Origin of the sequence: Protofrankia sp. CiP1_Cm_nod1 (genome assembly GCF_920888515.1) — a bacterium.
Classification (GTDB): domain Bacteria; phylum Actinomycetota; class Actinomycetes; order Frankiales; family Frankiaceae; genus Protofrankia.
In genome coordinates, this window is record NZ_CAKKTM010000426.1 from 6,126 (window position 1) to 30,299 (window position 24,174).

At 70.9% G+C, this 24,174-nt stretch carries 25 protein-coding genes; 2 read left to right on the plus strand and 23 right to left on the minus strand.

Translation table 11 applies throughout. From position 1 onward, the window contains the following. From NBX02_RS19255 to NBX02_RS19275, 5 genes are all read right to left on the minus strand, one after another. Window positions 1-413 (minus strand): DUF6328 family protein (locus NBX02_RS19255; RefSeq protein WP_250292487.1); only part of this gene is annotated, 413 nt, incomplete at its 3' end. A 201-nt stretch (window positions 414-614) separates the two neighbouring features. Further along, on the minus strand, window positions 615-1,238 hold the full coding sequence (locus NBX02_RS19260; RefSeq protein ID WP_250281326.1) for an HD domain-containing protein: 624 nt from the start codon (window positions 1,236-1,238) through the stop codon (window positions 615-617). A gap of 152 nt (window positions 1,239-1,390) precedes the next feature. Beyond that, entirely contained in the window at window positions 1,391-3,427 is a 2,037-nt protein-coding gene (locus NBX02_RS19265; protein ID WP_250281300.1) for a protein meaA, read from the minus strand. Window positions 3,428-3,485: 58 nt separating this feature from the next. Further along, the gene (locus tag NBX02_RS19270) at window positions 3,486-4,103 is read right to left on the minus strand and encodes a hypothetical protein (protein ID WP_250281298.1); all 618 of its coding nucleotides are present in this window, start codon (window positions 4,101-4,103) and stop codon (window positions 3,486-3,488) included. Window positions 4,104-4,274: 171 nt separating this feature from the next. Next, window positions 4,275-4,619 (minus strand): STAS domain-containing protein, encoded by a 345-nt coding sequence (locus NBX02_RS19275; protein ID WP_250281297.1) that lies wholly within the window; start codon window positions 4,617-4,619, stop codon window positions 4,275-4,277. Window positions 4,620-5,025: 406 nt separating this feature from the next. On the opposite strand from NBX02_RS19275, the gene NBX02_RS19280 reads away from it, so the two are divergent. Further along, a complete protein-coding gene (locus NBX02_RS19280; RefSeq protein ID WP_250281296.1) occupies window positions 5,026-5,454 on the plus strand; it encodes a hypothetical protein in 429 nt (142 codons plus the stop codon). 69 nt (window positions 5,455-5,523) lie between these two features. On the opposite strand, the gene murA is transcribed toward NBX02_RS19280, so the two are convergent. Further along, window positions 5,524-6,840, minus strand: a complete 1,317-nt coding sequence (gene murA, locus NBX02_RS19285; RefSeq protein ID WP_250281295.1) for a UDP-N-acetylglucosamine 1-carboxyvinyltransferase — start codon at window positions 6,838-6,840, stop codon at window positions 5,524-5,526. Between the two features lie 410 nt (window positions 6,841-7,250). Here murA and NBX02_RS19290 point away from each other — a divergent pair, with 410 nt between their 5' ends. Next, complete coding sequence (locus tag NBX02_RS19290; RefSeq protein ID WP_250281292.1) at window positions 7,251-7,823, plus strand: cob(I)yrinic acid a,c-diamide adenosyltransferase; 573 nt, start codon at window positions 7,251-7,253, stop codon at window positions 7,821-7,823. Between the two features lie 93 nt (window positions 7,824-7,916). On the opposite strand, the gene NBX02_RS19295 is transcribed toward NBX02_RS19290, so the two are convergent. The 17 genes from NBX02_RS19295 to rho all read right to left on the minus strand — a co-directional run bounded on the left by NBX02_RS19295 (window position 7,917) and on the right by rho (window position 24,171). Then, entirely contained in the window at window positions 7,917-8,186 is a 270-nt protein-coding gene (locus NBX02_RS19295) for a F0F1 ATP synthase subunit epsilon (protein WP_250281291.1), read from the minus strand. A 36-nt stretch (window positions 8,187-8,222) separates the two neighbouring features. Next, window positions 8,223-9,665, minus strand: a complete 1,443-nt coding sequence (atpD, locus tag NBX02_RS19300) for a F0F1 ATP synthase subunit beta (RefSeq protein WP_250281289.1) — start codon at window positions 9,663-9,665, stop codon at window positions 8,223-8,225. Window positions 9,666-9,994: 329 nt separating this feature from the next. Next, window positions 9,995-10,891 carry a F0F1 ATP synthase subunit gamma gene (locus tag NBX02_RS19305; protein WP_250281287.1) on the minus strand — a complete coding sequence of 299 codons (897 nt, stop codon included), beginning with the start codon at window positions 10,889-10,891 and terminating at the stop codon, window positions 9,995-9,997. 3 nt (window positions 10,892-10,894) lie between these two features. Next, a complete protein-coding gene (atpA, locus tag NBX02_RS19310) occupies window positions 10,895-12,547 on the minus strand; it encodes a F0F1 ATP synthase subunit alpha (RefSeq protein WP_250281285.1) in 1,653 nt (550 codons plus the stop codon). A gap of 77 nt (window positions 12,548-12,624) precedes the next feature. Beyond that, window positions 12,625-13,470 carry a F0F1 ATP synthase subunit delta gene (locus NBX02_RS19315; RefSeq protein ID WP_250281283.1) on the minus strand — a complete coding sequence of 282 codons (846 nt, stop codon included), beginning with the start codon at window positions 13,468-13,470 and terminating at the stop codon, window positions 12,625-12,627. Window positions 13,471-13,473: 3 nt separating this feature from the next. Further along, window positions 13,474-14,064 (minus strand): F0F1 ATP synthase subunit B, encoded by a 591-nt coding sequence (locus tag NBX02_RS19320; protein WP_250281281.1) that lies wholly within the window; start codon window positions 14,062-14,064, stop codon window positions 13,474-13,476. Between the two features lie 15 nt (window positions 14,065-14,079). Continuing rightward, on the minus strand, window positions 14,080-14,325 hold the full coding sequence (locus NBX02_RS19325; protein ID WP_250281278.1) for a F0F1 ATP synthase subunit C: 246 nt from the start codon (window positions 14,323-14,325) through the stop codon (window positions 14,080-14,082). Window positions 14,326-14,389: 64 nt separating this feature from the next. Beyond that, a complete protein-coding gene (atpB, locus tag NBX02_RS19330) occupies window positions 14,390-15,256 on the minus strand; it encodes a F0F1 ATP synthase subunit A (RefSeq protein WP_250281276.1) in 867 nt (288 codons plus the stop codon). 510 nt (window positions 15,257-15,766) lie between these two features. Beyond that, window positions 15,767-16,036 (minus strand): AtpZ/AtpI family protein, encoded by a 270-nt coding sequence (locus tag NBX02_RS19335; RefSeq protein WP_250281274.1) that lies wholly within the window; start codon window positions 16,034-16,036, stop codon window positions 15,767-15,769. Further along, window positions 16,033-16,473, minus strand: coding sequence for a hypothetical protein (locus NBX02_RS19340; RefSeq protein ID WP_250281273.1), 441 nt, complete (start codon window positions 16,471-16,473; stop codon window positions 16,033-16,035). The genes NBX02_RS19335 and NBX02_RS19340 overlap by 4 nt, the downstream gene beginning before the upstream one ends. Beyond that, window positions 16,470-17,579, minus strand: coding sequence for an MraY family glycosyltransferase (locus NBX02_RS19345; RefSeq protein ID WP_250281270.1), 1,110 nt, complete (start codon window positions 17,577-17,579; stop codon window positions 16,470-16,472). Before NBX02_RS19345 ends, NBX02_RS19340 begins: the two co-directional genes overlap by 4 nt. Window positions 17,580-17,599: 20 nt before the next feature. Continuing rightward, window positions 17,600-18,856, minus strand: coding sequence for a serine hydroxymethyltransferase (gene glyA / locus NBX02_RS19350; protein ID WP_250281268.1), 1,257 nt, complete (start codon window positions 18,854-18,856; stop codon window positions 17,600-17,602). A gap of 38 nt (window positions 18,857-18,894) precedes the next feature. Further along, window positions 18,895-19,551, minus strand: a complete 657-nt coding sequence (locus NBX02_RS19355; protein WP_250281267.1) for an L-threonylcarbamoyladenylate synthase — start codon at window positions 19,549-19,551, stop codon at window positions 18,895-18,897. Continuing rightward, the gene (gene prmC / locus NBX02_RS19360) at window positions 19,548-20,672 is read right to left on the minus strand and encodes a peptide chain release factor N(5)-glutamine methyltransferase (RefSeq protein WP_250292489.1); all 1,125 of its coding nucleotides are present in this window, start codon (window positions 20,670-20,672) and stop codon (window positions 19,548-19,550) included. The genes NBX02_RS19355 and prmC overlap by 4 nt, the downstream gene beginning before the upstream one ends. Then, window positions 20,669-21,739 carry a peptide chain release factor 1 gene (prfA, locus tag NBX02_RS19365; protein ID WP_250281263.1) on the minus strand — a complete coding sequence of 357 codons (1,071 nt, stop codon included), beginning with the start codon at window positions 21,737-21,739 and terminating at the stop codon, window positions 20,669-20,671. The genes prmC and prfA overlap by 4 nt, the downstream gene beginning before the upstream one ends. 222 nt (window positions 21,740-21,961) lie before the next feature. Beyond that, a complete protein-coding gene (gene rpmE, locus NBX02_RS19370) occupies window positions 21,962-22,201 on the minus strand; it encodes a 50S ribosomal protein L31 (protein WP_250281262.1) in 240 nt (79 codons plus the stop codon). Between the two features lie 176 nt (window positions 22,202-22,377). Then, entirely contained in the window at window positions 22,378-24,171 is a 1,794-nt protein-coding gene (gene rho, locus NBX02_RS23390; RefSeq protein ID WP_445548534.1) for a transcription termination factor Rho, read from the minus strand. Window positions 24,172-24,174: the final 3 nt, after the last annotated feature.

The window sequence follows — 24,174 nt, forward strand, 5'->3', positions numbered from 1 at the left end:
GTATCCCGGGCGTTCTCGTGGGCGGCTGTCAGCTCCCAGCGGGTCAGCTGTGGCAGCGCCCACCACAGCGCGACGAAGAACGCCGCGGTCGCCGAGCAGATCAGGACGGTGGCGAGCGGGCCCATCAGCACGTCGACGACGAGCAGGACGGCGCCGTTGATCCCCGCGCCCAGCATGGCCAGCCCGGCCAGCGCCATGGTGTTGGCCGCGGCGACCAGCCGGGCGCGGGCGCCCCGGCGGAACATGATCCGGTGGTAGGCCACCGGGCCGATCAGCAGTGCGGACGCGGCGGCGACCACCAGCAGCGTGGCCAGGTAGAGCGCCCGCTGGAAGTCGGTGACCTGGTCCCAGCGCTGGGTGAAGGGGAGGGTCAGCAGGAAGGCGAAGAGGATCTGCACACCGGTCTGCGCCACCCGGATCTCCTGAAGCAGTTCGCTCCAGTTCCGGTCCAGCCGCCTGGCCCGCGGCTCCGGAGCATCCTCCAGCGGGACGTCCTCCCATGGCGCACTGTTCCGCGGGGCACCGTTCCGCGGGGCACTGTTCCGCGGGGCGGCGCCCGGCGGGGCGCTGTCTTGTGGAGGGTCCGGGCGAGGGGGCATCGCCGGCCGTCTAGGTCAGGGGGAGGACGCGGCTGGCGGGCCGCTCCCCCGGGCGGCGGCCCTTCCGCCGGTCCGCCCGGCTGTTTCCGCGGCGGCGCCCCCGGCGGCCTTATCGCTGCTCTTCCCGCCACTGCCGTCGGCGGCGGCCTTCGTCTCGGCGGCCCGCCGGGCGGCGACAAGGCCGTCGAGCAGGCGCGTCCGGTCGGCGTAACGCCGCCGGTAACGGTCCGCCTGCTCCGCGGGCAGCCTGATCAGCCGCGTCGGGTCGCTGTTGTCGGCCATGTCCGCCCGCTTCACGGCGACGGCGAGATCGTCGGCGGCGACCCGGGCAAGGTAGTCCTCCACCGGCTCCCCCGGGCGGTGGCTGAGCGCGTCGACCGCCGCCACGACCGCGGGCGGGTAACCGAGCGCAGCGAGATCGTCCAGGGTGATCGCGGAGTCCTCGACGACGTCGTGGAGCACCGCCGTCATCTGCGCGTGCTCGTGGTCGGCCCCGGCGCCGTCCGCGATGGCGGCAACCGCCCGCATGACCCGCAGCGGATGGCCGATGTACTCCTCGCCGATCTTGTCAAGCTGGCCGGTATGGGCTCGGGTGGCCAGGGCCACCGCGTCGTCCAGGGACGGAGTGTCGGGGACCATTCTGGGCACGCTACGCGCCCGCCGGCCACCTCGCACATCGGTCCCGGGCCGGCGAAACATCTCTCACCAGGCCTTTGATGCTCTCACCAGGCATCAGCTACTTTCCGCGACGACTACTCTCCGCGAAATCGGCGTCTCGGAGTCCAACCGGGTTAGATGGTGGGCTGTGGTCGGCCCAGGCCGCCAGCGGCCCGGATGACGTCGACCACGCTGTCCATGATCTCGGTGAGGCCGTAGTCCTTCGGCGTGTACACCGCGGCGACGCCGAGGGCCTTCAGCCGCTCGGCGTCCGCCGGCGGGATGATGCCGCCGACGACCACTGGCACCTCCCCGACGCCGGCCTCGCGCAGCCCGTCGAGCACCACCGGCACCAGCTCCATGTGCGAGCCGGAGAGCACCGACAGGCCCACGACATGGACGTCCTCCTCCACGGCGGCGGCGACGATCTGCGCGGGTGTGAGCCGGATGCCCTGGTAGACCACTTCGAAACCGGCGTCCCGGGCGCGCACGGCGATCTGTTCGGCGCCGTTGGAGTGCCCGTCGAGGCCGGGTTTGCCGACGAGGAACTTCAGCCGGCGCCCGAGCTCCTTCCCGGTCGCGACGACCCGTTCCCGCACGTCGGTGAGCTGCTGGCCGCCCGCGTGCACCGAGGACGCGGCGGACACCCCGGTGGGGGCCCGGTACTCGCCGAACACCTCCCGCAGGGCACCAGCCCACTCACCGGTGGTGACGCCGACGCGGGCGCAGGCGAGGGTGGCCGGCATCAGGTTCGCGTCGGTCTTCGCCGTGTCCCGCAGGTTCTGCAGGGCCTCGTCGACGGCACGCGCGTCGCGGCCGGCCCGCCAGGCCGCGATGTCGGCGCGGGCGGCCTCCTCCACGGCCGGGTCCACCGTCTGGATGGCCGTGGTCAGGTCGGCGAGCAGCGGGTTCGGCTCGGTGGTGGTGAAGGCGTTGACGCCCACCACCACGTCCTCGCCCGACTCGATGCGCACCCGGCGGGCCGCGTGCGAACGGACGAGCTCGGACTTCATGTAGCCGCTCTCGACCGCGGCGACCGCGCCGCCCATGGCCTGCACCCGGTCGATCTCGGCCTGGGCGGCCTCGGCGAGCTCGGCCACCCGGCGCTCCACGACGACGGAGCCCTCGAACAGGTCGGGGTACTCCAGCAGGTCGGTCTCGTGGGCGAGGATCTGCTGGATGCGCAGGGACCACTGCTGGTCCCAGGGCCGGGGCAGGCCGAGCGCCTCGTTCCAGGCCGGCAGCTGCAGCGCCCGGCAGCGGGCGTCCTTCGACAGTGTCACGCCGAGGGCTTCCAGCACGATCCGGATGACGTTGTTCTCCGGCTGCGCCTCGGTCAGGCCGAGGGAGTTGACCTGGACGCCGTAGCGGAACCGCCGGTGCCGCGGGTCCTCGACGCCGTAGCGGGTCCGCAGCAGGGTGTCCCACAGCCGCGTGAACGCCCGCATCTTGCACAGCTCCTCGACGAAGCGGACGCCGGCGTTGACGAAGAAGGAGATCCGGGCGCACACCTCACCGGTGCGTTCCGCCGGCACCTGCCCGGAGGCGGCCACGGCGTCGAGCACGGCGATGGCCGTGCACATCGAGTAGGCGATCTCCTGGACGGGGGTGGCGCCCGCCTCCTGCAGGTGGTAGCTGCAGATGTTGATCGGGTTCCATCGGGGGATCTCGGTCACCGAGTAGGCGATCATGTCCGTGATCAGCCGCAGCGACGGCGCGGGCGGGAACACGTACGTCCCGCGGGAGAGGTACTCCTTGATGATGTCGTTCTGGGTGGTGCCGGCGAGCGCGGCGACGTCCGCGCCCTGCTCCTGCGCGACGACCTGGTAGAGCGCGAGCAGCCACATGGCCGTCGCGTTGATCGTCATCGAGGTGTTCATCCGGCCCAGCGGGATGTCGTGGAACAGCGCGCGCATGTCGCCGATGTGGGCGATCGGCACGCCGACCTTGCCCACCTCGCCGCGGGCGAGCTCGTGGTCGGGGTCGTAGCCGGTCTGGGTCGGCAGATCGAAGGCGACCGAAAGGCCGGTCTGCCCCTTGGCCAGGTTCCGGCGGTAGAGGGCGTTGGTCTCGGCCGGGCTGGAGTGCCCCGCGTAGGTCCGGATGATCCATGGCCGGTCCCGCTGGGGACGAGCCTGCTCGGAGAGGTCCTGCCGTGCCGCATCCGCCATCGCCGCACCCGTTCCCGAAGGGATTGTCGGACGTCCAGCAGCGTACCGGCGCGGGCCGTCAGCCGCCCGAACAGAGCGGCGGGCGCCCCTGCCACACGGTGAACAGGCCGGTGGGCAGGCCGTCGCAGGCGCTGGGGCCCTGCGCGACCCGCTTCCACGGGCCGTCGCTCGTCCGCTTCCACACCTGCGGGTTCGGCGGGGCCGGGGTGACGCCCGCGACCTGCGCCAGGCCCACGGCCCAGTACTCGTCGGCGGCGCTGTCGACGCCCTCGACGGCCCCGTAGAAGAGCTTTCCCTGCGGTATGACGACGTCGTCGGTGGCCACCCCCGCGACGCCGCCCTCCCGCAGGGCGTACGCGAGGCTCGCGCTGAAGGCCCGTCTGTCCACCGGCCGCACCCGCATCTGGTGGGCCGTGCCCGGCTGCCGGCCGCCCTCCCAGGCGGACGGCTCCAGCGGCGGCCGCACCTCGGCCGGGGGCGCGGCGGTGGGCGCCGGCCGGGGGGCGGGTGTCTTCGCCGGTGCCGTGGCCAGGCCGATGGCCACCCCCAGACCGACCGCGGCGGCGAACGCGCCCGCGATGACCAGCGGGCGGCGCGGGTCAGTGGGCCGGCCACCGCCCGCGCGGTACGCGGGACCATCCGCTGGGTTCAGCCGCTGCGCATCGACGTCGAGCATGTTCCTCCCCGGCCGGCTCCATCATCCCATGGTGCACGGCCACGCCCCGGAACCGGGGCTCCGCGCCGTCCACGCTGGTCGGCCACAGCCCACCACACCGGCCGGCCCGGCGTGCCGGCCGGTCGCCGCGTAGCGGCCGGTCACCGCGGATCAGGCATGACCGACGTGGGATCAGGCATGACCAACATGGAACAGGTCGGCGTCCTCGACCTGGAGGAAACGTCCGAGGCGGTTCGCCGACAGCAGCCGGCCCAGATCGTCGGGTACGTCCACGAGCACCATCGACCGCCCGGAACGCCGGGCCCGCCGTACCCCGCCGAGCAGCACGCCGAGCGCCGCCTGATCGGCGAGCTCCAGACCGGCCACGTTCACCCGCAGCCGCCCCCGGCCGCAGTCGATCGCGGTGTGCAGGCGCATCCGCAGATCACCGACCGTCCGCACGTCGACCCGGCCGTGCAGGCGCACGGTCTGCAGCTCCCTGCCACTGTCGTTGCGAAACGTCACGTTCTTGCCCATCAGGCCTCCCGTCCCCCCGTCCCCCCTGATCCACGCCCTGACCGCTCGGGCATCCGCAGGCACCCGGAGGGTGGTCAGGGCATGCCTGGCGATCAGAGGCTGTCGGACGTGGCCGGCCGCGTAGCCGGCCGACGGTTTCCATGCCCTCCGTTCCGATCCGTGGCGCACCAGCGGCGAAGCGTGTGACGCCTCGTCCGTAATGCCAGTATCCATGGTCGCAGAGTGGCCGTTCAGATGGGCTGATGTGCACGGCGGCGGGCCTGTCACACACCGGGCCACCACAGCGTGACGGGAAGATAAACACGCGATACGAACAACTATAACGCTATGTTTAGCCAAGATTACGCTTACGACTGCGACGCGACCCACGCGCGAACGCCTGCGCACGGCCGGCGGCACTGAGACGATGAAGACCGTCCGGCCCGCCGGCCCGGACAGCCGGGAGGTGACGGTGCCACTGAACAGCCTGCACTACACGATCGGTCCGGCCATCGCCGTCGCCGCCACCGCCGTACTCGTGGCGGTGTGCAGATGGGTCTTCACACCGACCCGGACGCGCGGCAACCCGGACACCCCCTTCCAGCACGCCGACTTCGGCATGCTGGTGCCCGTGGCCACGCTGCGCACACCGTCGGACGCGGACCGGCTGCGCCAGCTCCTGCGCCAGCACGGGATCCGGTCGACCTCGGGCGCGGCCGCGCTCGGCCCGGTCCAGGTGAACACCGACGGGAAGCTGCGACGTCACCACACCCCGGCCTGGCATGTCATGGTGTTTCCCGAGGACTCCCTGCGGGCCCGGGCGGTGGTGGCCGGCACGGAACGAGACTGGGCCTGACCGACGGGACCGAGACGGCCCTCAGCGGTCACCCCGCTCAGTGGCCGTCCCGCTCAGTGGCCGTCCCGCTCAGTGGCCGTCCCGCTCAGTGGCCGTCCCGCCGTCCCGCCGTGCGGCCGGCTCGCCACGCGGCTCCCGCCGGATGTCCGCGCCGAGCAGGCGCAGCTGCTCGACGAAGGCGGCGTAGCCGCGGTCGATGTGGTGGACCTCGCTGACGCTGGTGGTCCCCTCGGCCACCAGGCCGGCCAGCACGAGCCCGGCACCCGCCCGCACGTCCGAGGCCACCACGTGCGTGCCGACCAGGCGGCCGCCGCGGCGCACCACGACATGGTGGCCGTCGGTGCGCAGTTGCGCGCCGAGCTTGCTCAGCTCGCGGCAGAACACGAAGCGGCTGTCGAAGACGTTCTCGGTGATCAGGGAGACACCCTCGCTGACCGCCTCCAGGGCGATGGTCTGCGGCAGGAGATCCGTCGGGAAGCCCGGGTAGGGCAGGGTCACCACGTCGATCGAACGCGGCGGGCGCTCCGCGGTGACCCGGAAGCCGTCCGGCCGGGTGTCCACGGTGGCGCCGGCCGTCGTCAGCTTGTCGAGCACGATCTCCAGATGGTCGGCGCGGCCGCCCCGGATCATCACGTCGCCGCCGGTCATCAGCGCGCCGATGGCGAACGTGCCGGCGACGATCCGGTCCGCGACGGTGTCGTGCGTGGCCGGCCGCAGCTCGTCGACCCCCTCGATGACCAGCGTGGACGTGCCCGCGCCGTCGAGACGCGCGCCCATGGAGACCAGCATCGCGCACAGATCGGCGATCTCGGGCTCCCGGGCGGCGTTGTCGATCACCGTGGTGCCCTTGGCGAGCACCCCGGCCATCAGCAGGTTCTCGGTGGCGCCGACGCTGGGGAAGTCCAGCCAGATCGACGCCCCCTGCAGCCGGCCGGACGAACGGGCCACCAGGATCCCGGACTCGACGTCCACCATGGCACCGAGCTTGGCCAGCCCGCTGACGTGCATGTCGAGCGCGCGCGCGCCGATGGCGTCCCCGCCGGGAAGCGCCACCCGCGCCTCACCGCACCGGGCGACCAACGGCCCGAGCACCACCACCGACGCCCGGATCCGGCGGACGAGATCGCTGTCGGCCGCGGCGACGGGCCGCTCCGGCACGTCGATCGACAGTGAGCCCCCGACGACGTCCCGCTCGACGGTCGCCCCGAGCGCGCGCAGGACGTCGGCCATGACGGTCACGTCAAGAATGCCGGGTACCGAGCGAAGGGTCGTGCGGCCGTATGCCAGCAGGCTCGCGGCCATCAGCTTGAGCACGGAGTTCTTCGCTCCCGGGACATCCACCTCGCCGACCAGTTGACAGCCGCCCGTGGCGACGAACCGTTCCACAGAAGTCGATGGTAGGGCCTTGTCGGCCGCTGTCCGGGGCCGGCCCACCGGCACGCCAAGGCCAACTCGGCACCCGGCCGGCCCACCCTGCCCGTCCCGCCGGGGCCAGCCCGCCGGCCCGTGAGAAAAGCCCCGCCCGCCCGCGCCCCACCGCGGAAATCCCGTGACCGCCATTCCCGTACCGGGCGTTTTCGCCATGGGGAAAAATTCGTTCAAATACCGATAAAGGACGCGGGATGCCCGCCCGGCGCGGGGACGAACCACCAGCCCGGCATGATCGGATGCCGCTGGTCAGCGGCTCGGAGGGCGGCGCGGAATCCACTCGGCGCGCCCCGCGCCCCTCCCGGAAAACCCGCGGTCACAGCCGCTCGCGCGCCTGCGCAGCGGTGGAGCGCCTACAGTGTGGCGACATGGCCATCCACCTGACCCGGATCTACACGCGGACCGGGGACGACGGCACGACCGCGCTCGGCGACACCTCCCGGGTCCGCAAGACCGACCCGCGGCTGGCCGCGTACGCGGACGTGGACGAGACGAACTCCGCCATCGGCGTGGCGCTGGCCCTCGGCGCCCTGCCCGAGGACGTCCGGGCGGTGCTGGCCCAGGTGCAGAACGACCTGTTCGACCTCGGCGCCGACCTGTGCACGCCGGTCGCGGACAACCCGTCGTTCCCCCCGCTGCGGGTGAGCCAGGCCTACATCGACCGCCTTGAGGAAGCCTGCGACCGGTACAACGAGAACCTGCCCAAGCTGAACTCGTTCATCCTGCCGGGCGGCTCACCCGGCGCGGCCCTGCTGCATGTCGCGCGGACGGTGGCCCGCCGTGCGGAACGCTCGGCCTGGGCCCTGCTGGCGGACGACCCGGACCGCACCAGCCCCCTGCCCGTCCGCTATCTCAACCGCCTTTCCGACCTGCTGTTCATCCTTTCCCGGGTCGCCAACCCCGGCGGCGACGTCCTCTGGCAGCCCGGCGCGGGCCGCTGACAACCCAACAGCCGACAACGCAACAAAGGCCGGTGGTGACGTGGTTGTGGTTCTCCGCGTCGCCACCGGCCTTCTCGCTGCCGCTGGTCCGGGTCAGGTGGTGGGGGCCGACAGGGTCGCGTGCTCGGCGAGAATGCTCACGCCCTGGTCGGTCACGGACAGAAAACCGCCGTCGACGGCGACGGTCAGGGTCTCGCTACCGATTTTGACCCGCACCTCACCGCCCTGGACGAGAACTCCGAGCAACGGGACGTGCCTGGGCAGCACCCCGATCTCACCCTCCGTGGTCCGGGCGATGACCATGTCGGCATCCCCTGACCACACCTCCCGCTCCGGCGAGACGATCGCTACCCGTATCGGCATCGCGCTGCCGTCCTTCCTGCCGTCACATCATTCACGTCAGAGGAGTTCCTTGGCTTTCTTCTCGGCGTCCTCGATACCGCCGCACATGAAGAACGCCTGCTCGGGGAGGTGGTCGTAGTCGCCTTCGGTCAGCTTCTTGAAGGATTTGATCGTGTCCTCGAGCGGGACGAAGGTGCCCGGGATACCGGTGAACTGCTCGGCCACGAAGAACGGCTGCGACAGGAAGCGCTGGATGCGCCGCGCCCGGTTGACGAGAATCTTGTCCTCCTCGGACAGTTCGTCGATACCGAGAATGGCGATGATGTCCTGCAGGTCCTTGTAGCGCTGCAGGATGCGCTGCACCTCGCGGGCGACGTCGTAGTGCTCCTGCCCGAGGTAGCGGGCGTCGAGGATGCGGGAGCTGGAGTCCAGCGGGTCGACGGCGGGGTAGATCCCCAGGTCGGAGATGGCCCGCGAGAGCACCGTGGTGGCGTCGAGGTGGGTGAAGGTGGTGTGCGGCGCCGGGTCGGTGATGTCGTCCGCGGGGACGTAGATCGCCTGGAGCGAGGTGATCGAGTGGCCACGCGTCGAGGTGATCCGCTCCTGCAGGACGCCCATCTCGTCAGCCAGCGTCGGCTGGTAGCCCACCGCGCTCGGCATCCGTCCGAGCAGGGTGGAGACCTCCGAGCCGGCCTGGGTGAACCGGAAGATGTTGTCGATGAACAGCAGCACGTCCTGCTTCTGGACGTCGCGGAAGTACTCCGCCATGGTCAGCGCCGCGAGCGCGATCCGCAGCCGGGTGCCGGGTGGCTCGTCCATCTGGCCGAAGACCAGTGCCGTGTCGTCGATGACGCCGGCCTCGGTCATCTCCAGGAACAGGTCGTTGCCCTCACGGGTGCGCTCCCCCACCCCGGCGAACACCGAGACACCGCTGAACTGCTTGGCAACCCGGTTGATCATTTCCTGGATGACGACCGTCTTGCCCACACCGGCGCCGCCGAACAGGCCGATCTTCCCACCGCGGACGTAGGGCGCCAGCAGGTCGATGACCTTGATCCCGGTCGGGAACATCTCCGTCTTCGACTCGAGCTGGTCGAAGGCGGGCGCCGTGGCGTGGATCGACCGGCGTACGTCGGTGTCGACGCTGGGGACGTCCAGCGGCTCGCCGAGCACGTTGAACACGTGCCCTCGGGTGGCGTTGCCGACAGGGACGGTGATCGGCGAACCGGTGTCCCGGACAGGCGCCCCACGGACCAGACCGTCGGTCTGCTGCATGGAGATCGTCCGTACGGTGTTCTCACCGATGTGCTGCGCGACCTCAAGGGTGAGGGTCGCGGTCTGTCCGTTGATGGTGCGGTCGACGCGCAGCGCGCGGTAGATCTCGGGGATCTCCTCGGGTGCGAACTCCACATCGACGACCGGGCCGATTACACGGGCGACCCGGCCGATCCCAGGGGCCTTGCCCTCCGCCGCGGCGGGCGAGGTGGTGGTGACGGTCATGGCGTCCTCAGTTCCACTTGTGCCCTGCGGCTACCGGCCGTTACCTGAAGGATGCCAGCAGCTTTGGGCGGTTTCACTTGTGCCCCGAAGTCACCGGCCACTCCGTGTGGATGCCCGCAACATCAGGTTTTGTTGATCTTTTTGGTTGTGATGATCGTCGGTGCCGGTGCTTCCCTCGGGACCCGTCCACACGAGAGGCATGGCCGCGCCGCCTTCAAGTTCCGTTGTGCCTCCGGCCGCGCGGCAGACGTCATCGCGCCGCTCCCGGCCAGGCTTCCTCCCCTGGCCTGAAGGCGGTGCGACGAGCAGAGCGTCGCACCGCCTTCAGCCTATGAGGCCTGAGCGAGCGCGTTGGCGCCTCCGACGATCTCCGATATCTCCTGCGTGATCGCGTCCTGGCGGGCGGCGTTGGCCCGCCGGGTGTAGGTCTTGATCAGCTCGCCGGCGTTGTCGGTCGCGGACTTCATCGCCCGCTGCCGCGCCGCCGACTCGGATGCCGCGGATTCCAGCAGGGACGCGTACAGCCGGCTTTCGACGTATCGCGGCAGCAGCGCGTCCAGGACGCCTTCGGCGGACGGCTCGAACTCGTACTGCGGGAGCGGGCCACCGGGCGGGGGCTCGGTGGTCTTCTCCAGCACCAGCGGAAGGATGCGGTGAGCAGCCGGCCGTTGCGTCAGCGTGTTCACGTACTCGGTGAAGACCAGGTGGATCTCGTCCACGCCACCGGCCTCACTCGACGCGACGAACCGCGCGATGAGCGCGTCGGCGACTTCCTTGGCGTTGTCGTAACCGGGCTGCTCGGAGAAGCCGGTGAACTCCCCGGCCAGCTCCCTGCCACGGAACCGGTAGTAGGTGACGGCCTTGCGGCCGACCGCGTACAGGACCGTTTCCTTGCCCTCGGCGCGCAGCAACTCCAGCAGCTCACCGGTGCGACGCAGCACATTGGCGTTGTAGCCGCCGGCGAGGCCACGGTCACTGGTGATCACGAGAACCGCCGCGCGGCGAGCCTCGGCGTGCTCGGTCGTCAGCGGGTGGCGGACCGTGGTCTGCGACGCGACCGCGGAGATCACCCGGGTGATCTCGTCCGCGTACGGCCGGGACGCGGCCACCCTGGCCTTGGCCTTGACGATCCGGGACGCCGCGATGAGCTCCATCGCCCGAGTGATCTTCTTGGTCGACTGCACCGACCGGATGCGGCGCCGGTATTCACGGAGCTGGCCGGCCATGGCTTAGTCCTCGTCCCGCGGCTGCGACCGGTGCACCTTGATCGACTCCTGCTCCACCTCGGAGGGGTCGAGGGTGTCCGGCACCGGATCGTTGATCAGAGGCTGACCGCCGGAGAGCGCGAACTCGGTCTTGAACTTCGCGATCAGACGCTCGAGCGCGGCGAGGGTGTCGTCGTCGAGCTTGCCGGTCTCGCGGATCGTCTTGAACAGCCCCGGCCGGGCCCGGTCGATGAACTCGAGGAACTCGCTCTCGAACCGGCGGATGTCAGCGATCTGCACCTCGTCGAGGTGGCCGGTCGTCCCCGCCCAGATCGAGACGACCTCGCGCTCGACCGAGAACGGCTGGAACTGCGGCTGCTTGAGCAGCTCGACCAGGCGCGCGCCCCGGTCGAGCTGGGCGCGTGACGCCTTGTCCAGGTCGGAGCCGAAGGCCGAGAACGCCTCCAGCTCACGGTACTGGGCAAGGTCGAGACGCAGCCGGCCGGCGACGGACTTCATCGCCTTGACCTGGGCGCTGCCACCCACCCGGGAGACCGAGGTGCCGACGTTGATGGCCGGCCGGACACCCTGGTTGAACAGGTCGGTCTCGAGGAAGATCTGCCCGTCGGTGATGGAGATGACGTTCGTCGGGATGTAGGCGGAGATGTCGTTGCCCTTGGTCTCGATGATCGGCAGACCGGTCAGCGACCCGCCGCCGAGCTCGTTCGAGAGCTTCGCGCAGCGCTCGAGCAGCCGGGAGTGCAGGTAGAAGACGTCGCCGGGGTAGGCCTCACGGCCCGGCGGGCGGCGCAGCAGCAGCGAGATGGCCCGGTAGGCCTCGGCCTGCTTGGACAGGTCGTCGAAGACGATCAGGCCATGCTGGCCGTTGTACATCCAGTGCTGGCCGATCGCGGAACCGGTGTAGGGCGCGAGGTACTTGAAACCGGCCGGCTGGTCGGCGGGAGCGGCGACAATGGTCGTGTAGGCCAGCGCGCCGGTCTCCTCCAGGGTGTTCAGAACGTCCCGGATCGTCGACTTCTTCTGGCCGATCGCCACATAGACGCACTTGACCTGGAGCTTCGGGTCCCCGGTCGCCCAGTTCTCGCGCTGGTTGATGATCGTGTCGAGGGCGACCGAGCTCTTGCCGGTCTGCCGGTCGCCGATGATGAGCTGGCGCTGGCCACGCCCGATGGCGGTCATCGCGTCGATGGCCTTGATGCCGGTCTGCAACGGCTCCTTGACCGGCTGGCGCTGCACGACCGTGGGCGCCTGCAGCTCAAGGGCCCGGGTCTCGGTCGAGACGATCTCCCCGAGGCCGTCGATCGGGCGGCCGAGGGGGTCGACGACCCGGCCGAGGAAGCCGTCCCCGACCGGGACGGAGAGGATCTCGCCGGTGCGGCGGACCTCCTGGCCCTCCTCGATGTGCTCGGACTCACCCAGCAGAACGCAGCCGATCTCGCCCACGTCCAGGTTGAGCGCGAGGCCGAGCACCCCGCCGTGGAACTCCAGCAGCTCGTTGGTCATGGCGTGCGGCAGGCCCTCGACCCGCGCGATGCCGTCGCCCGCGACGACGACCCGGCCGACCTCCTCGCGCTCTCCGGCTGATGCCTGGTAGGAGTCGACGTAGTCCCGGAGGGCGGCGCGGATTTCCTCCGGTCGGATGGAGAGCTCAGTCATCGCTTTGGTCCTTCAACAAATGGTGCGGGCACGTCCCGCAGATCGGGCGGCGAGATCTGGATGTCCACGGGAGCGCCCTACCTCAGCAGTCGCCGGCGTGCGTCGGTGAGGCGGCGCAGGACACTGCCATCGACCACCTCGTCACCGACCCGCACGACGACGCCCCCGAGAACAGCGGGGTCGATGTCCACCTGGAGCTGCACGTCACGGCCAAAATAACGGCTGATCGCCGTCCGCAGCCGGTAGATCTGGTCGCCCGCGAGCGGGACGGCGCTCAGCACCACCGCGACCAGACGGTTACGCCGGGCCGCGGCGATCGTGGTGAGCTGCTCGAGCCTGCGCTCGAGGTCGCCATGGTAACGTTCGGTAACCGCACGCTGGATGAGCCGGACGGTCACGGGGTGGGCCTTGCCGTCCAGCAGCCTGGCCACCAGCGCCTGCTTGGCCGATGCCGGGGCGGCCGGGGCGCTCAGCGCCAGCGACAGCTCCGGCGTCCGGTTGAGCAGCCGGCCGAAGCGGAACAGCTCGTCCTCGACGTCGTCCAGGACGTTGTTGCGCTGCGCCTGCGCGAGCAGGACCTCGACGGCGAGCTCGGCCAACGCCTGCTGGAGGTCCAGCGGCCGAGCCCAGCGCCCGGCCGCCGCGACCTGCACGATCTCCAGTGCCGTTGGCGAGATCTTCGAGCCGAACAGCCTGGCCGCGAGCTCGGAACGGGCCGATCCGGGCATGCCCGGATCGGTCAGCGCGCGGCGGACGACCAGCTCGCGGTCGAGCAGGTCCACCACCCCGTCGAGGTCGTCCGCGAGCCGGGCGAGGTTGGGGGCGGGCCGCGAGCCGGTCGCGGTACCCGGCGGCGGGAGCGCGGTCAGCTCGTCGAGCCGAGCCCGCGCCACCGCCAGTGAACGACGGCTGGATCCGTCCACGGCTCAGCCTCCCGGGCCGGCCGGCGCCGGGACCGTCGTGCCGTCCGCCGGATGCTCCAGCCCGGCGATGAAGTCGTCGATGAGCTGCCGCTGACGGTCGTCCCGCTGCAGCTCGTGACCGACGATCTTGGTGGCGAGCTCAAGTGCGATCTCGCCGATCTCGCGCCGGATCTGGGCGACGACCTGGGCCCGCTCGGCGGCGAGCTGTGCCTCGCCACGGGCCTTGATCTCGGCGACCTCCTCGCCGGCCTGCGCGCGCAGCGAGTCGAGAATCTGCTGCCCCTGCTCACGGGCGTCCTGGCGGATGCGCCCCGCCTCGTCCTGGGCCTCGGCGAGCTGCCGGCGGTAGGACAGCAGCAGGTCCTCGGCATCCCGCTGGGTGCGCTCGGCGCGTGCCAGGCTGCCCTCGATACGGTCGCTGCGCTCGGCGTAGGTCCGCTTGATCTGCGGGTAGACCTTCCAGAAGAAGAAGGCCACCAGCAGGCCGAAGGCCAGGGTGCCGATGAGCAGCTCGTTCAGCGGCGGGACGAGGACGTTCTCGTCCGAGTGCCCGGCGCCCTCCTCGGCCGCGAGCAGCAGTGTCGTGATAGCCACGGTGTCTCCCCCGGCTTAGGGGAAGACGAACGGGACGACGAAACCGATCAGGGCGAGTGCTTCCGCAAGCGCGAATCCGATGATCATGTAACGGAAAGCGACCTGCTCGGCTTCTGGCTGCCGGGCGATGGCCTGTACGCCCAGCCCGAAGATAAGGCCGATACCGATGCCCGGCCCGATGGCCGCGAGGCCGTAGGCCACCGCGCCGAGAGAGCCGCTCACCTGGTCGGCAGCAGCAAGCACCACAGTGGTGTCTGCCATGTCATTATTCCTTTTCCAGTCGGGCACCGCGACCTGCCGCGGTGCTGATCGGGGTGTCCGAACCTTATGCGTGTGCCGCGGCGGACGCGCCGCTGACGGCGGGCACCTGGTCGGCCGGGTGCGAGCTGTCGTGCTCGTCCCCGTGCTCCTCAAGCGCGCCGCCGATGAAGGCGGCCGTGAGAATCGTGATGATGTACGCCTGCAGGAAGTCAATGATGAGCTCGAAGCCGGTCAGCACGATCGTCATGAGCAACGAGGCGACACCGAAGACGAAAGGTGGCTTCGGCAGCAGGTACTCCGCGCCGAGCGAGAACACCAGCAACAGGATGTGGCCGGCGAACATGTTCGCGAACAACCGGACCGCCAGCGTGAACGGGCGTACGACCAAGGTCGACAGCAGCTCGATCGGCCCGAGCAGCAGCTTGACCGGGAAGGGTGCCGACGGCGCCGGATTGACCATGTGGCCGAAATACGCCCGGGCGCCGGCGGTCCTGATACCGGCGTGGTTGAACAGCACGTAGGTGATGGCGGAGAGAACGATCGGAACCGCTATCCGCGAGGTCGGCGGGAACTGGGCGCCGGGGATGATCGCAAGCACATTGGAGATCAGCACGAAGCTGAACAGCACCACCAGGTAGGGCGTGTATGTCCGCCCCTTCTCCCCGATGACGTCCCGGGCGATCGAGATGTCGATGAAGTCGTAGATGGACTCACAGACGTTCTGCAGCCCGCGTGGCACAACCGTCGCGCGCCGGAAACCCAGCCAGAAGACCACACCGACGACGAGCGCGGCGAAGATCCCCAGAGCGGTCCCCTTGTTCAGGTAGAAGTCGACCGGCCCGAGATCGACGTCGAACCAGTGGGGTGTCTGGAACACCTCCTTGGTCGGGCCGTGGAAGCCCTCGTCCGCGAGGACCGGGGGGACCGGCACGACGTACACCTCCAAGATCGAAATACACTCTCACCAGCGGAAAAGAGACGCAGCCGTACCGGCGGCGGTATGGGCTCACCCTATCTGGTCCAAGCGGACAGCCATGCCCGGCGCGGGTCGCATCCCACTCGGGCACCTGGCATACCAGACATGACGATCACCGGACGCAGCCAGCCGCCAGGCACGACCATCTATCGATACCCTATGATCATGAACTGACAGGACCGCCAAGAGATACGACTCACACCGGATGTCAGCAAGCCAACACTCGACACTGGCGATACTATCCACACCCCGGCGCCATCGGCATCAAGTCCGGGCCGAGCAGAGGTTGCTCACTCGCCCGTTCACACAAACGGCACCCGAACGTTTCCTGTCGGCGCCCCAGGATGGACGCTACGGATCCATGTGATCACACAGCGCAGCAGTCCGCGCCTGCCCGGCGGGCCAAAGGACTATCGATCATGACCGGTGTACACCCGGGAAGCATCCGCACCGCCGGGCCCGGGGTCACTGGCGCCGCATCGCCCGATAGATCACAAGATAGATCGAGGCCCCCATCCCGACGACAACGCCCACCGGCAGGAAGACCGTGCCGATACCGGTGACACGGTCGATCCCGTAGCCGACCAGCCCCCAGAAGCCGGTACCGGCGAGCAGCGTGCCGAACGCGCTCCACATCTCGCCGGAGATCAGGCCGGGCCGGTACGGACGACGCGGCCCACCACCCGCGCCGGAGCTGTTTCCGGCGTCCCCGGGGGTGTGTTCGGCGTCGCTCACGTATTCAGGGTGTCACGTGGGGAGTCGCCCTGCCCGCGGAAGGTGTCCGGGTCGTAGAACGGGACCCGGGTGTGGGTGGCCACCCACAGCTCGGCACCGACCCAGCCGAGAACACCCACCAGGACGGCCCAGGAGAAGGCGATCAGGTCGACGTCCTCGGAGCCCTCCAGAGCCACCAGCAGAACACCCAGAATAATGACCTTTAGCAGATAGGTGCCCAGCGCCGCGGGCAGCACCATCGCCCGCATCCGGCGGGCGACAACGCTTATCGCGACCTTGCTCGCCGTGAAGAACAACCCGACAAGAGCAAGACCGGCGGCGACGGCGGCGAGCCCGTCCGCGCCACGGGCGAAGCCGGCGACCGGCAGCGCCGGGACCGCGACAGCGGCGAGCACCAGCAGACCGGTTCTGATCGTCCGTCCAGCGGCGGTGATCATGCGCGCCGCGCGGATCGTTGACCGGCCAGCAACAGCACCAGCAGCCCCGCGAGACCAAGGCCCACAACGGTGGCGAGGATCGGCAGCGGCTGCCGGGCAAAGGACGCGGCGACCCCGCCGAAACCGAGCAGCGCCGCCCAGAAGTACATGATGAGCACGGCCCGGACGTGGGATTTCCCGATTTCCAGCATCCGGTGGTGCAGATGCATCTTGTCCGGGGCGAACGGGGACCGGCCGGCCCTGGTCCGGCGGACCACCGCCAGCCCCAGGTCGATGAAGGGCACTGCGAGCACCGCCAACGGGATGGCCAACGGGATCAGGGACGGCAGGGAGCGGGACGGCCCAGCATATCCGCCATAGGCCACCTGGCCCGTCACCGAGATCATGGAGGCGGCGGAGAGCAGGCCGACCAGCATCGAGCCGGAGTCCCCCATGAACAGCCGCGCCGGGTTGAAGTTGTGCGGCAGGAAGCCGACGCACACACCGGCGGTGACGGCGGCCAGCAGCGCGGCCGGCGCGGCCCGGGAGAAGTGGTTGATAACGGCGACCTCGTAGGCGAAGTAGAACGTGGCGCCCGCCGCGATGGCCGCGACCCCGGCGGCAAGACCGTCCAGCCCGTCGATGAAGTTCATGGCGTTGACCAGGATCACCGTGGCGAGGATCGACAGCGGCACGGCCGTCTCCGGCCCGAGGCTGAAGGTCGTGTCACTGTCCGGGTTCACCGCGAAGGACCACTGGATGCCCAGCAGCACCATCACCCCGGCAGCCACGACCTGGCCCGCGAGCTTCGTCACCGGATCCAGCGGCCACCGGTCGTCCACCACGCCGAGCAGGCAGATCAGCGCGCCGGCGACCAGCACCGCGTGCGGCTCGGCCCAGTCCGCGGAGACCGCGGAGAGGAACGGGAGCTGGTCGGCGACGAGCAGCCCGGCGGCCAGCCCGGCGAGCATGGCCAGGCCGCCCAGCCGTGGCGTCGGCACGGCATGGACGTCACGGTCCCGGACACCGGCGACCGCGCCGATCCGGACCGCGAAGCACCGCGCGGCCGGCGTGCACAAAAATGTGATCGCCGCCGACACGGCGAAGACGAGCAGATACTCCCGCAATCTTCTGACGCACCCGCTTCTTACCGAGGGTAGACGGGGTGCCGGGCCGTCAGGGCGGTGACGCTGGCGGCCACGTCGGCGGCCGAGCCGGGGTCGCCGATGACACGGGCGATGAGCGCGGCGATGTCCTTCATCTCGCCCTCCTTCATGCCCTGGGTGGTCACCGCCGGGGTACCCACCCGGATCCCGGAGGAGACCGCGGGGGGCTGTGGGTCGTACGGGATCGCGTTCTTGTTCAGCGTGATGCGGGCGGCGTCGCAGCGGGCCTCCGCCTCCTTGCCGGTGACCCCGAGCGCGCGCAGGTCGAGCAGGGCGAGGTGGGTGTCGGTGCCGCCGGCGACCGGGCGCACCCCTTCGGCGGCGAGCGCGTCCGCGAGCGCCTGGGCGTTACGGATCACCTGCTGGGCGTAGTCCTGGTAGGCGGGGGTCGCGGCCTCCCGCAGGGCGACCGCCTTGGCCGCGACCGCATGCATGAGCGGGCCGCCCTGGCTGAAGGGGAAGACCGCCTTGTCGATGCGCTGGGCGAGCTCCTCCCGGCAGAGGATCATCCCGCCCCGCGGGCCGCGCAGCACCTTGTGGGTGGTGAAGCTGACGACGTCGGCGTAGGGCACCGGGCTCGGGATGGCCCCGCCCGCGACCAGGCCGATGAAGTGGGCGGCGTCCACCATCAGCCAGGCCCCGACCTCGTCCGCGATCGACCGGAAGGCGGCGAAGTCGATCAGCCGCGGGTAGGCGGTGGCGCCACAGATGATCATTTTGGGCTGGTGCTGGCGGGCGAGGTCGCGCACCTCGTCGTAGTCGATCAGCTCGGTGTCCTCGCGCACCCCGTACGCGGCGACGTTGAACCACTTGCCGCTGAAGTTGACCCGGCTACCGTGGGTGAGGTGACCGCCGTGCGGAAGGGACATCGCCAACACGGTGTCACCAGGCACCAGCAGCGCCGCGTACACCGCGAAGTTGGCCTGCGCCCCCGAATGCGGCTGCAGGTTGGCGTGCTCGGCGCCGAAGAGCTCCTTCGCCCGGGCGATACCGATCTCCTCCGCGCGGTCCACGACCTGGCATCCGCCGTAGTAGCGGCGGCCGGGGTATCCCTCGGCGTACTTGTTCGACAACGTCGACCCGAGGGCCGCCAGCACCGCCGGCGAGGTGAAGTTCTCGCTGGCGATGAGCTGGAGCCCGCCTCGCAGCCGGTCCAGTTCGTCCAGGAGGACACCGGCGATCTCGGGATCCTCGGCGTGGAGCTGGTCGAAGTCCGGGCCCCAGAACGGGGTGCTCATAAGCTGCCTCTCCTGCTGTGTCGGTTCACTGTGCTGCGTCAGTCCACCGCGGCGGGTACCCGAAGTGATGGGACGATCGCGCGCAGCGCCGCCAGGCCGACGGCGCCGACCCGCAGAACCCGCGGGACGTCATCGGTGCAGTCGACGATCGTCGAGGCGACGCCGAGCGCGCAGGGCCCGCCGTCCAGGTACACCTCGACGGAGTCGCCGAGCTGGGCGAGCGCGTCGTCGGCCGTGGTCGCCGGCGGCCGGCCGCTGATGTTGGCGCTGGACACCGCCATCGGGCCGGTCCGGCCGAGCAGCTCGATCGCCACCGGGTGCAGCGGCATCCGTACCGCGACCGTGCCCCGGGCGTCACCGAGATCCCAGGTCAGCGACGGCGCGTGCCGCACGATCAGGGTGAGCCCACCCGGCCAGAACGCCCGCACCAGGTCACGGACCTGCTGGGTCACCCGCTCCACCAGGCCGTCGAGGGTGCGCCACGAACCGATCAGCACGGGCACGGGCATCTCCGGCCCGCGGCCCTTGGCCGTGAGCAGGGCCTGGACCGCGACCTGGTCGAAGGCGTCGGCCCCGATGCCGTACAGCGTGTCGGTGGGTAACACCACCAGGCCGCCGTGCCGGACCGCGCGGGTGGCCGCCTCCAGGCCGCTCCCCCGTGTCTCGGGGTCCGTGCAGTCGTAGCGTCTGCTCACCGCTCCTCCCCTGCTGTCCCCTGGGCCGGGCCCGGCTTACTGCGGGCCCGGCGGGTCGCCGTGACGAACCGGTCCCGTCCGGTCAGGTCCTGATGGTCGTGGGCATCATCCCAGTGACCGTGCGCCCGCAGCAGGGCAGGGGCCGCCGAGCCGTGCCGGTCGGCATGCTCGATCACCAGCCGGCCACCGTCACGGAGCAGTTCGGCCGCCACCGCCGCGACGGCGCGCACGCCGGCCAGGCCGTCCGGCCCGGCCCACAGGGCGGCCGGCGGGTCGTGATCGTCGACCTCCGGCTCGAGCGTGCCCCGCTCGTCGTCGCCCAGGTACGGCGGGTTGCTCACCACCAGGTCGACCCGGCCGAGCAGGTCCGCCAGCACGTCGGTGACGGCCGGGACTCTCCGGACGCCCGGGACGCCCGGGGCGTCCGACGGGCCGGGCCGGGACGCGGCACCGCCGGACAGGTCGATCCCCACGTCGGCGTGGTGCACGGCCAGCACTCTTCCGGTGAGCACGACGTTACGCTTCGCCCACAGCAGCGCGTCCGGGTCGCTGTCGACGGCGTGCACCCGCGCGCCCGGCAGCTCGTCGGCGAGCGCGAGGGCGATCGCGCCGGAGCCGGTGCACAGGTCCACGCAGACCGGCCTGTCCCAGCCGGCCGCGCGGACGGTGTCGATGGCCTGGCCGACCACCGTCTCGGTCTCCGGCCGGGGCACGAACACACCCGGGCCGACGGCCAGGGTCAGATAGCGGAACCCGACCGTGCCCACCAGGTGCTGCAACGGCACCCTGGCGGCCCGGCGGGCCACCAGGTCGTGGAAGAGGCCGCGCTCGGCCGGGGTCATCGTGGCCGTCAGCGCCAGCCGCCAGCGGGGCTCGCCGGTGACGTGGGCGGCAAGCTGCTCCGCGTCCGCCCGGGGGCTGGCCACCCCGGCCGCGGACAGTACCGTGGCCGCCGCGTCGATCTCGGCCCGTGGGTCCGGGCCGGGCTCGGCGCCCGGGTGCGGGCCCGGCGGGTACGAGGCGCGCGAGGTGCGTGAGGTGTACGGGGCGTGCGGAGGGTGCGCCGAAGGTGTCTGTGCCCGAGCACCGGGCCGGGCCGGGCCGGGCGCGGCGGAGGTCACGTCGCCACCCCGACCGACAGCCTGGCCTGGAGGTCCGCCGCGACCAGCGCGTTGAGGACGTCGTCGAGCTCACCGTCGAGCACCTGGTCGAGGTTGTACGCCTTGTAACCGACCCGGTGGTCGCTGATCCGGTTCTCGGCGAAGTTGTAGGTACGGACGCGCTCGGAGCGGTCCACCGTGCGGACCTGGCTCGCCCGCGCCGCCGACGCCTCGGCCTGCGCCCGCTCACGGGCCGCCGACAGCAGCCGGGCCCGCAGGATGCGCAGGGCCGACTCCTTGTTCTGCAGCTGGCTCTTCTCGTTCTGGCAGGACACCACCAGCCCGCTGGGCAGGTGGGTGATCCGCACCGCCGAGTCCGTCGTGTTGACGCTCTGCCCACCGGGGCCGGAGGAGCGGTACACGTCGATCCGCAGGTCGTTGGGGTCGATGTCGACCTCGACCTCCGCCGCCTCGGGCAGCACCAGGACGCCGGCCGCCGAGGTGTGGACGCGCCCGGCCGACTCGGTGACCGGCACCCGCTGCACCCGGTGGACCCCGCCTTCGAAGCGCAGCCGCCCGAAGACTCCCTCGGAGCCCCCCCGGCCGGCCTTCACCGCCACGCTCACGTCCCGGTAGCCGCCGAGGTCGCTGGGGTTCGCGTCAAGGATCTCGGTCCGCCAGCCGCGGCGTTCGGCGTAGCGCAGGTACATCCGCAGCAGGTCGCCGGCGAACAGGGCCGACTCCTCACCGCCGGCGCCCGCCTTGATCTCCAGGATCGCGTCCCGGGCGTCGTCCGGGTCGGTGGGCACCAGATGGGCGCGCAGTCTGTTACGCAGTGTCTCCTGCTCGGCCTCCAGTTCCGCGACCTCCGCGCGGAACGAGGCGTCCTCGGCGGCGAGCTCGCGGGCCGTCGCCAGATCCGCGGCCACCCGGTCCAGCTCGCGGGCGGTCTCCACCGCCGGGGTCAGTTCCGCGTATCGGCGGCCGAGGCTGCGGGCCAGCGCCGGGTCGGCGTGTACCGACGGGTCGGCGAGCCGGCTCTCCAGCTCGGCGTGCTCGGTGAGCAGAGCGTCGAGCGGAGTGGTCATTTCGGGCGTCTCCTGGTTCTGGGGCGTTCGATCGGCGAGCGGCGCCGGGCGTCACGGGCCGGACAGCGCTGTTCCCGGGTGCTCTCAACGTCGAACTGTAAGCGTGGCTGGGCCGAGCCGCAGCCGGGACGGAACGCGCCCGTGCCATCACCGGTATGGCACGGGCGCGCGCTGTCCGGCCTCCGCGGCGTGCCGTCTGGCCGCCCGCCTGGCCGCGGAGTGCTATTTGGCCGTCGTGCCCGGCTTGTCACCGGGACGGCGGCGGCCGAAACGCCGTTCGAACTTCTCGACCCGGCCACCGACATCGAGAATCTTCTGCTTGCCGGTGTAGAACGGGTGGCACTGGGAGCAGACCTCCGCGTGGATCACACCGTCCGACTTGGTGCTACGGGTCGTGAACGTGGAGCCACAGGTACAGATGACCGTGGTCTCGTGGTACGTCGGGTGAATGTCAGCCCTCATGATCCTTCTTCCCGAAATGGCCGCCGGGTCGCCCTGTCCCCTGAACGAGGGCGTGAACCGGTGCCGGGTGTCGACACTCCAGTCTGCCAGAGCCGGGCGCGCCCTCGGGGCGGGCATCCCGCGGGGGTGTCACAGGGACCCTGGACGGTCCGCCTCGGCTCAGGTCCTGGCCCGGCTCAGTCCTGGCCCGGGGTGGTCTTCGCGATCTGCATCAGGAACTCGTAGTTCGTCCGCGTCTGCTTCAGCCTGTCCAGCAGAAGGTCCAGCGCCTGCTGGGACTCCAGGGTGTGCAGGACCCGACGCAGCTTGTGCATGATCACCAACTCGTCGGGTGCGAGGAGGATCTCCTCCCGACGGGTTCCGGAGGGGTTGACGTCGATCGCGGGGAAGACCCGCTTGTCAGCGATCTTACGGTCGAGCTTGAGCTCGGCGTTGCCAGTGCCCTTGAACTCCTCGAAGATCACTGTGTCCATCGTCGAGCCCGTCTCCACCAGCGCCGTGGCGATGATGGTCAACGAGCCGCCGTTCTCGATGTTCCGGGCGGCGCCGAGGAAGCGCTTCGGCGGGTAGAGCGCGGTGGAGTCCACACCACCGGAGAGAATCCGGCCGGATGCCGGCGCGGCCAGGTTGTACGCCCGGCCGAGACGGGTGATCGAGTCGAGCAGGACGACGACGTCCTCACCCAGTTCCACCAGCCGCTTGGCCCGCTCGATGGACAGTTCGGCGACGCTGGTGTGGTCGGACGGCGGCCGGTCGAACGTCGAGGCGATCACCTCGCCCTTGACCGACCGCTGCATGTCGGTCACCTCTTCGGGACGCTCGTCGACGAGGACGACCATCAGGTGGCATTCCGGGTTGTTCGTGGTGATCGCGTTCGCGATGGCCTGGAGCACCATCGTCTTGCCCGCCTTGGGCGGGCTGACGATCAGCGCGCGCTGGCCCTTGCCGAGCGGCATCACCAGGTCGATGACCCGGGTCGTCAGCAGCTGCGGCTCGGTCTCCAGGCGCAGCCGCTCCTGCGGGTAGAGCGGGGTGAGCTTGGTGAACTCGGGACGGCCGCGCGCCTCCTCCGGCTCCAGGCCGTTGACCGTGTCCAGCCGGACCAGCGCGTTGTACTTGTCCCGCCGCTGCTCGCCCTCCTGCGGCGCCCGGACCACCCCGGTGATCGCGTCACCGCGGCGCAGACCGTGCCGGCGGACCTGGGCCAGGCTCACGTAGACGTCGGTCGGGCCGGTCAGGTAGCCGCTGGTACGCACGAACGCGTAGTTGTCGAGGACGTCGAGGATGCCGGCGACCGGCACAAGCACGTCGTCCTCGCGGACCACCGGCTCCGACTCGGTGAAGCCGCCCTGGCGGCCACGGTTACGGCCACGCTCCCGGAAGCGGCCGCGGTTGCGCCGGTTCCCTCCAGCGAAGTCGTCGTCGCGGCTCGTCTCGCCCCGGTCGGGCTGGGCCCGCTCGGCCTGGCCACGGTCGGCCTGGCCACGGTCGGAAGAGCCACGCTCGGCCTGGCCACGCTCGGCCTGGCCACGGTCGGAAGAGCCACGGTCGGACTGGCCACGGTCGGAAGAGGCACGGTCGGAAGAGCCACGTCCCTGGCGGTCGCCGCTCGGGCGGTCGCCCTGCTGGCGCCCCTGGCGTTCACCGGACGCGGGACGCTCGGTCGGCGAACGGTCGCTATCCGACTGCTGACGGTCACGCCTGTCCTCGCGGGCCCGGGCGTTGCCGTTCTCCGACGGGCGGGGAAGGCTGGCCGTCTCGGCCGGCACGGCGACCACCGGCGCGTCCGTCACGCTGGGTATCGAAGGGGGGGGAGTGCTCTCCGCCACGGCGACGGGCTCGGCCGCGGCCGGTGCCACAACGGCTTCCGGCGTGCCGGCGGCCCGCGTGCGGCCGGCACCGCTCGTCGCCTCGGGGGCGGCCGCGGCGGCGGGCTGAGCCTGCCCGGGGCCAGGCAGGACGTCGGTCAGGCT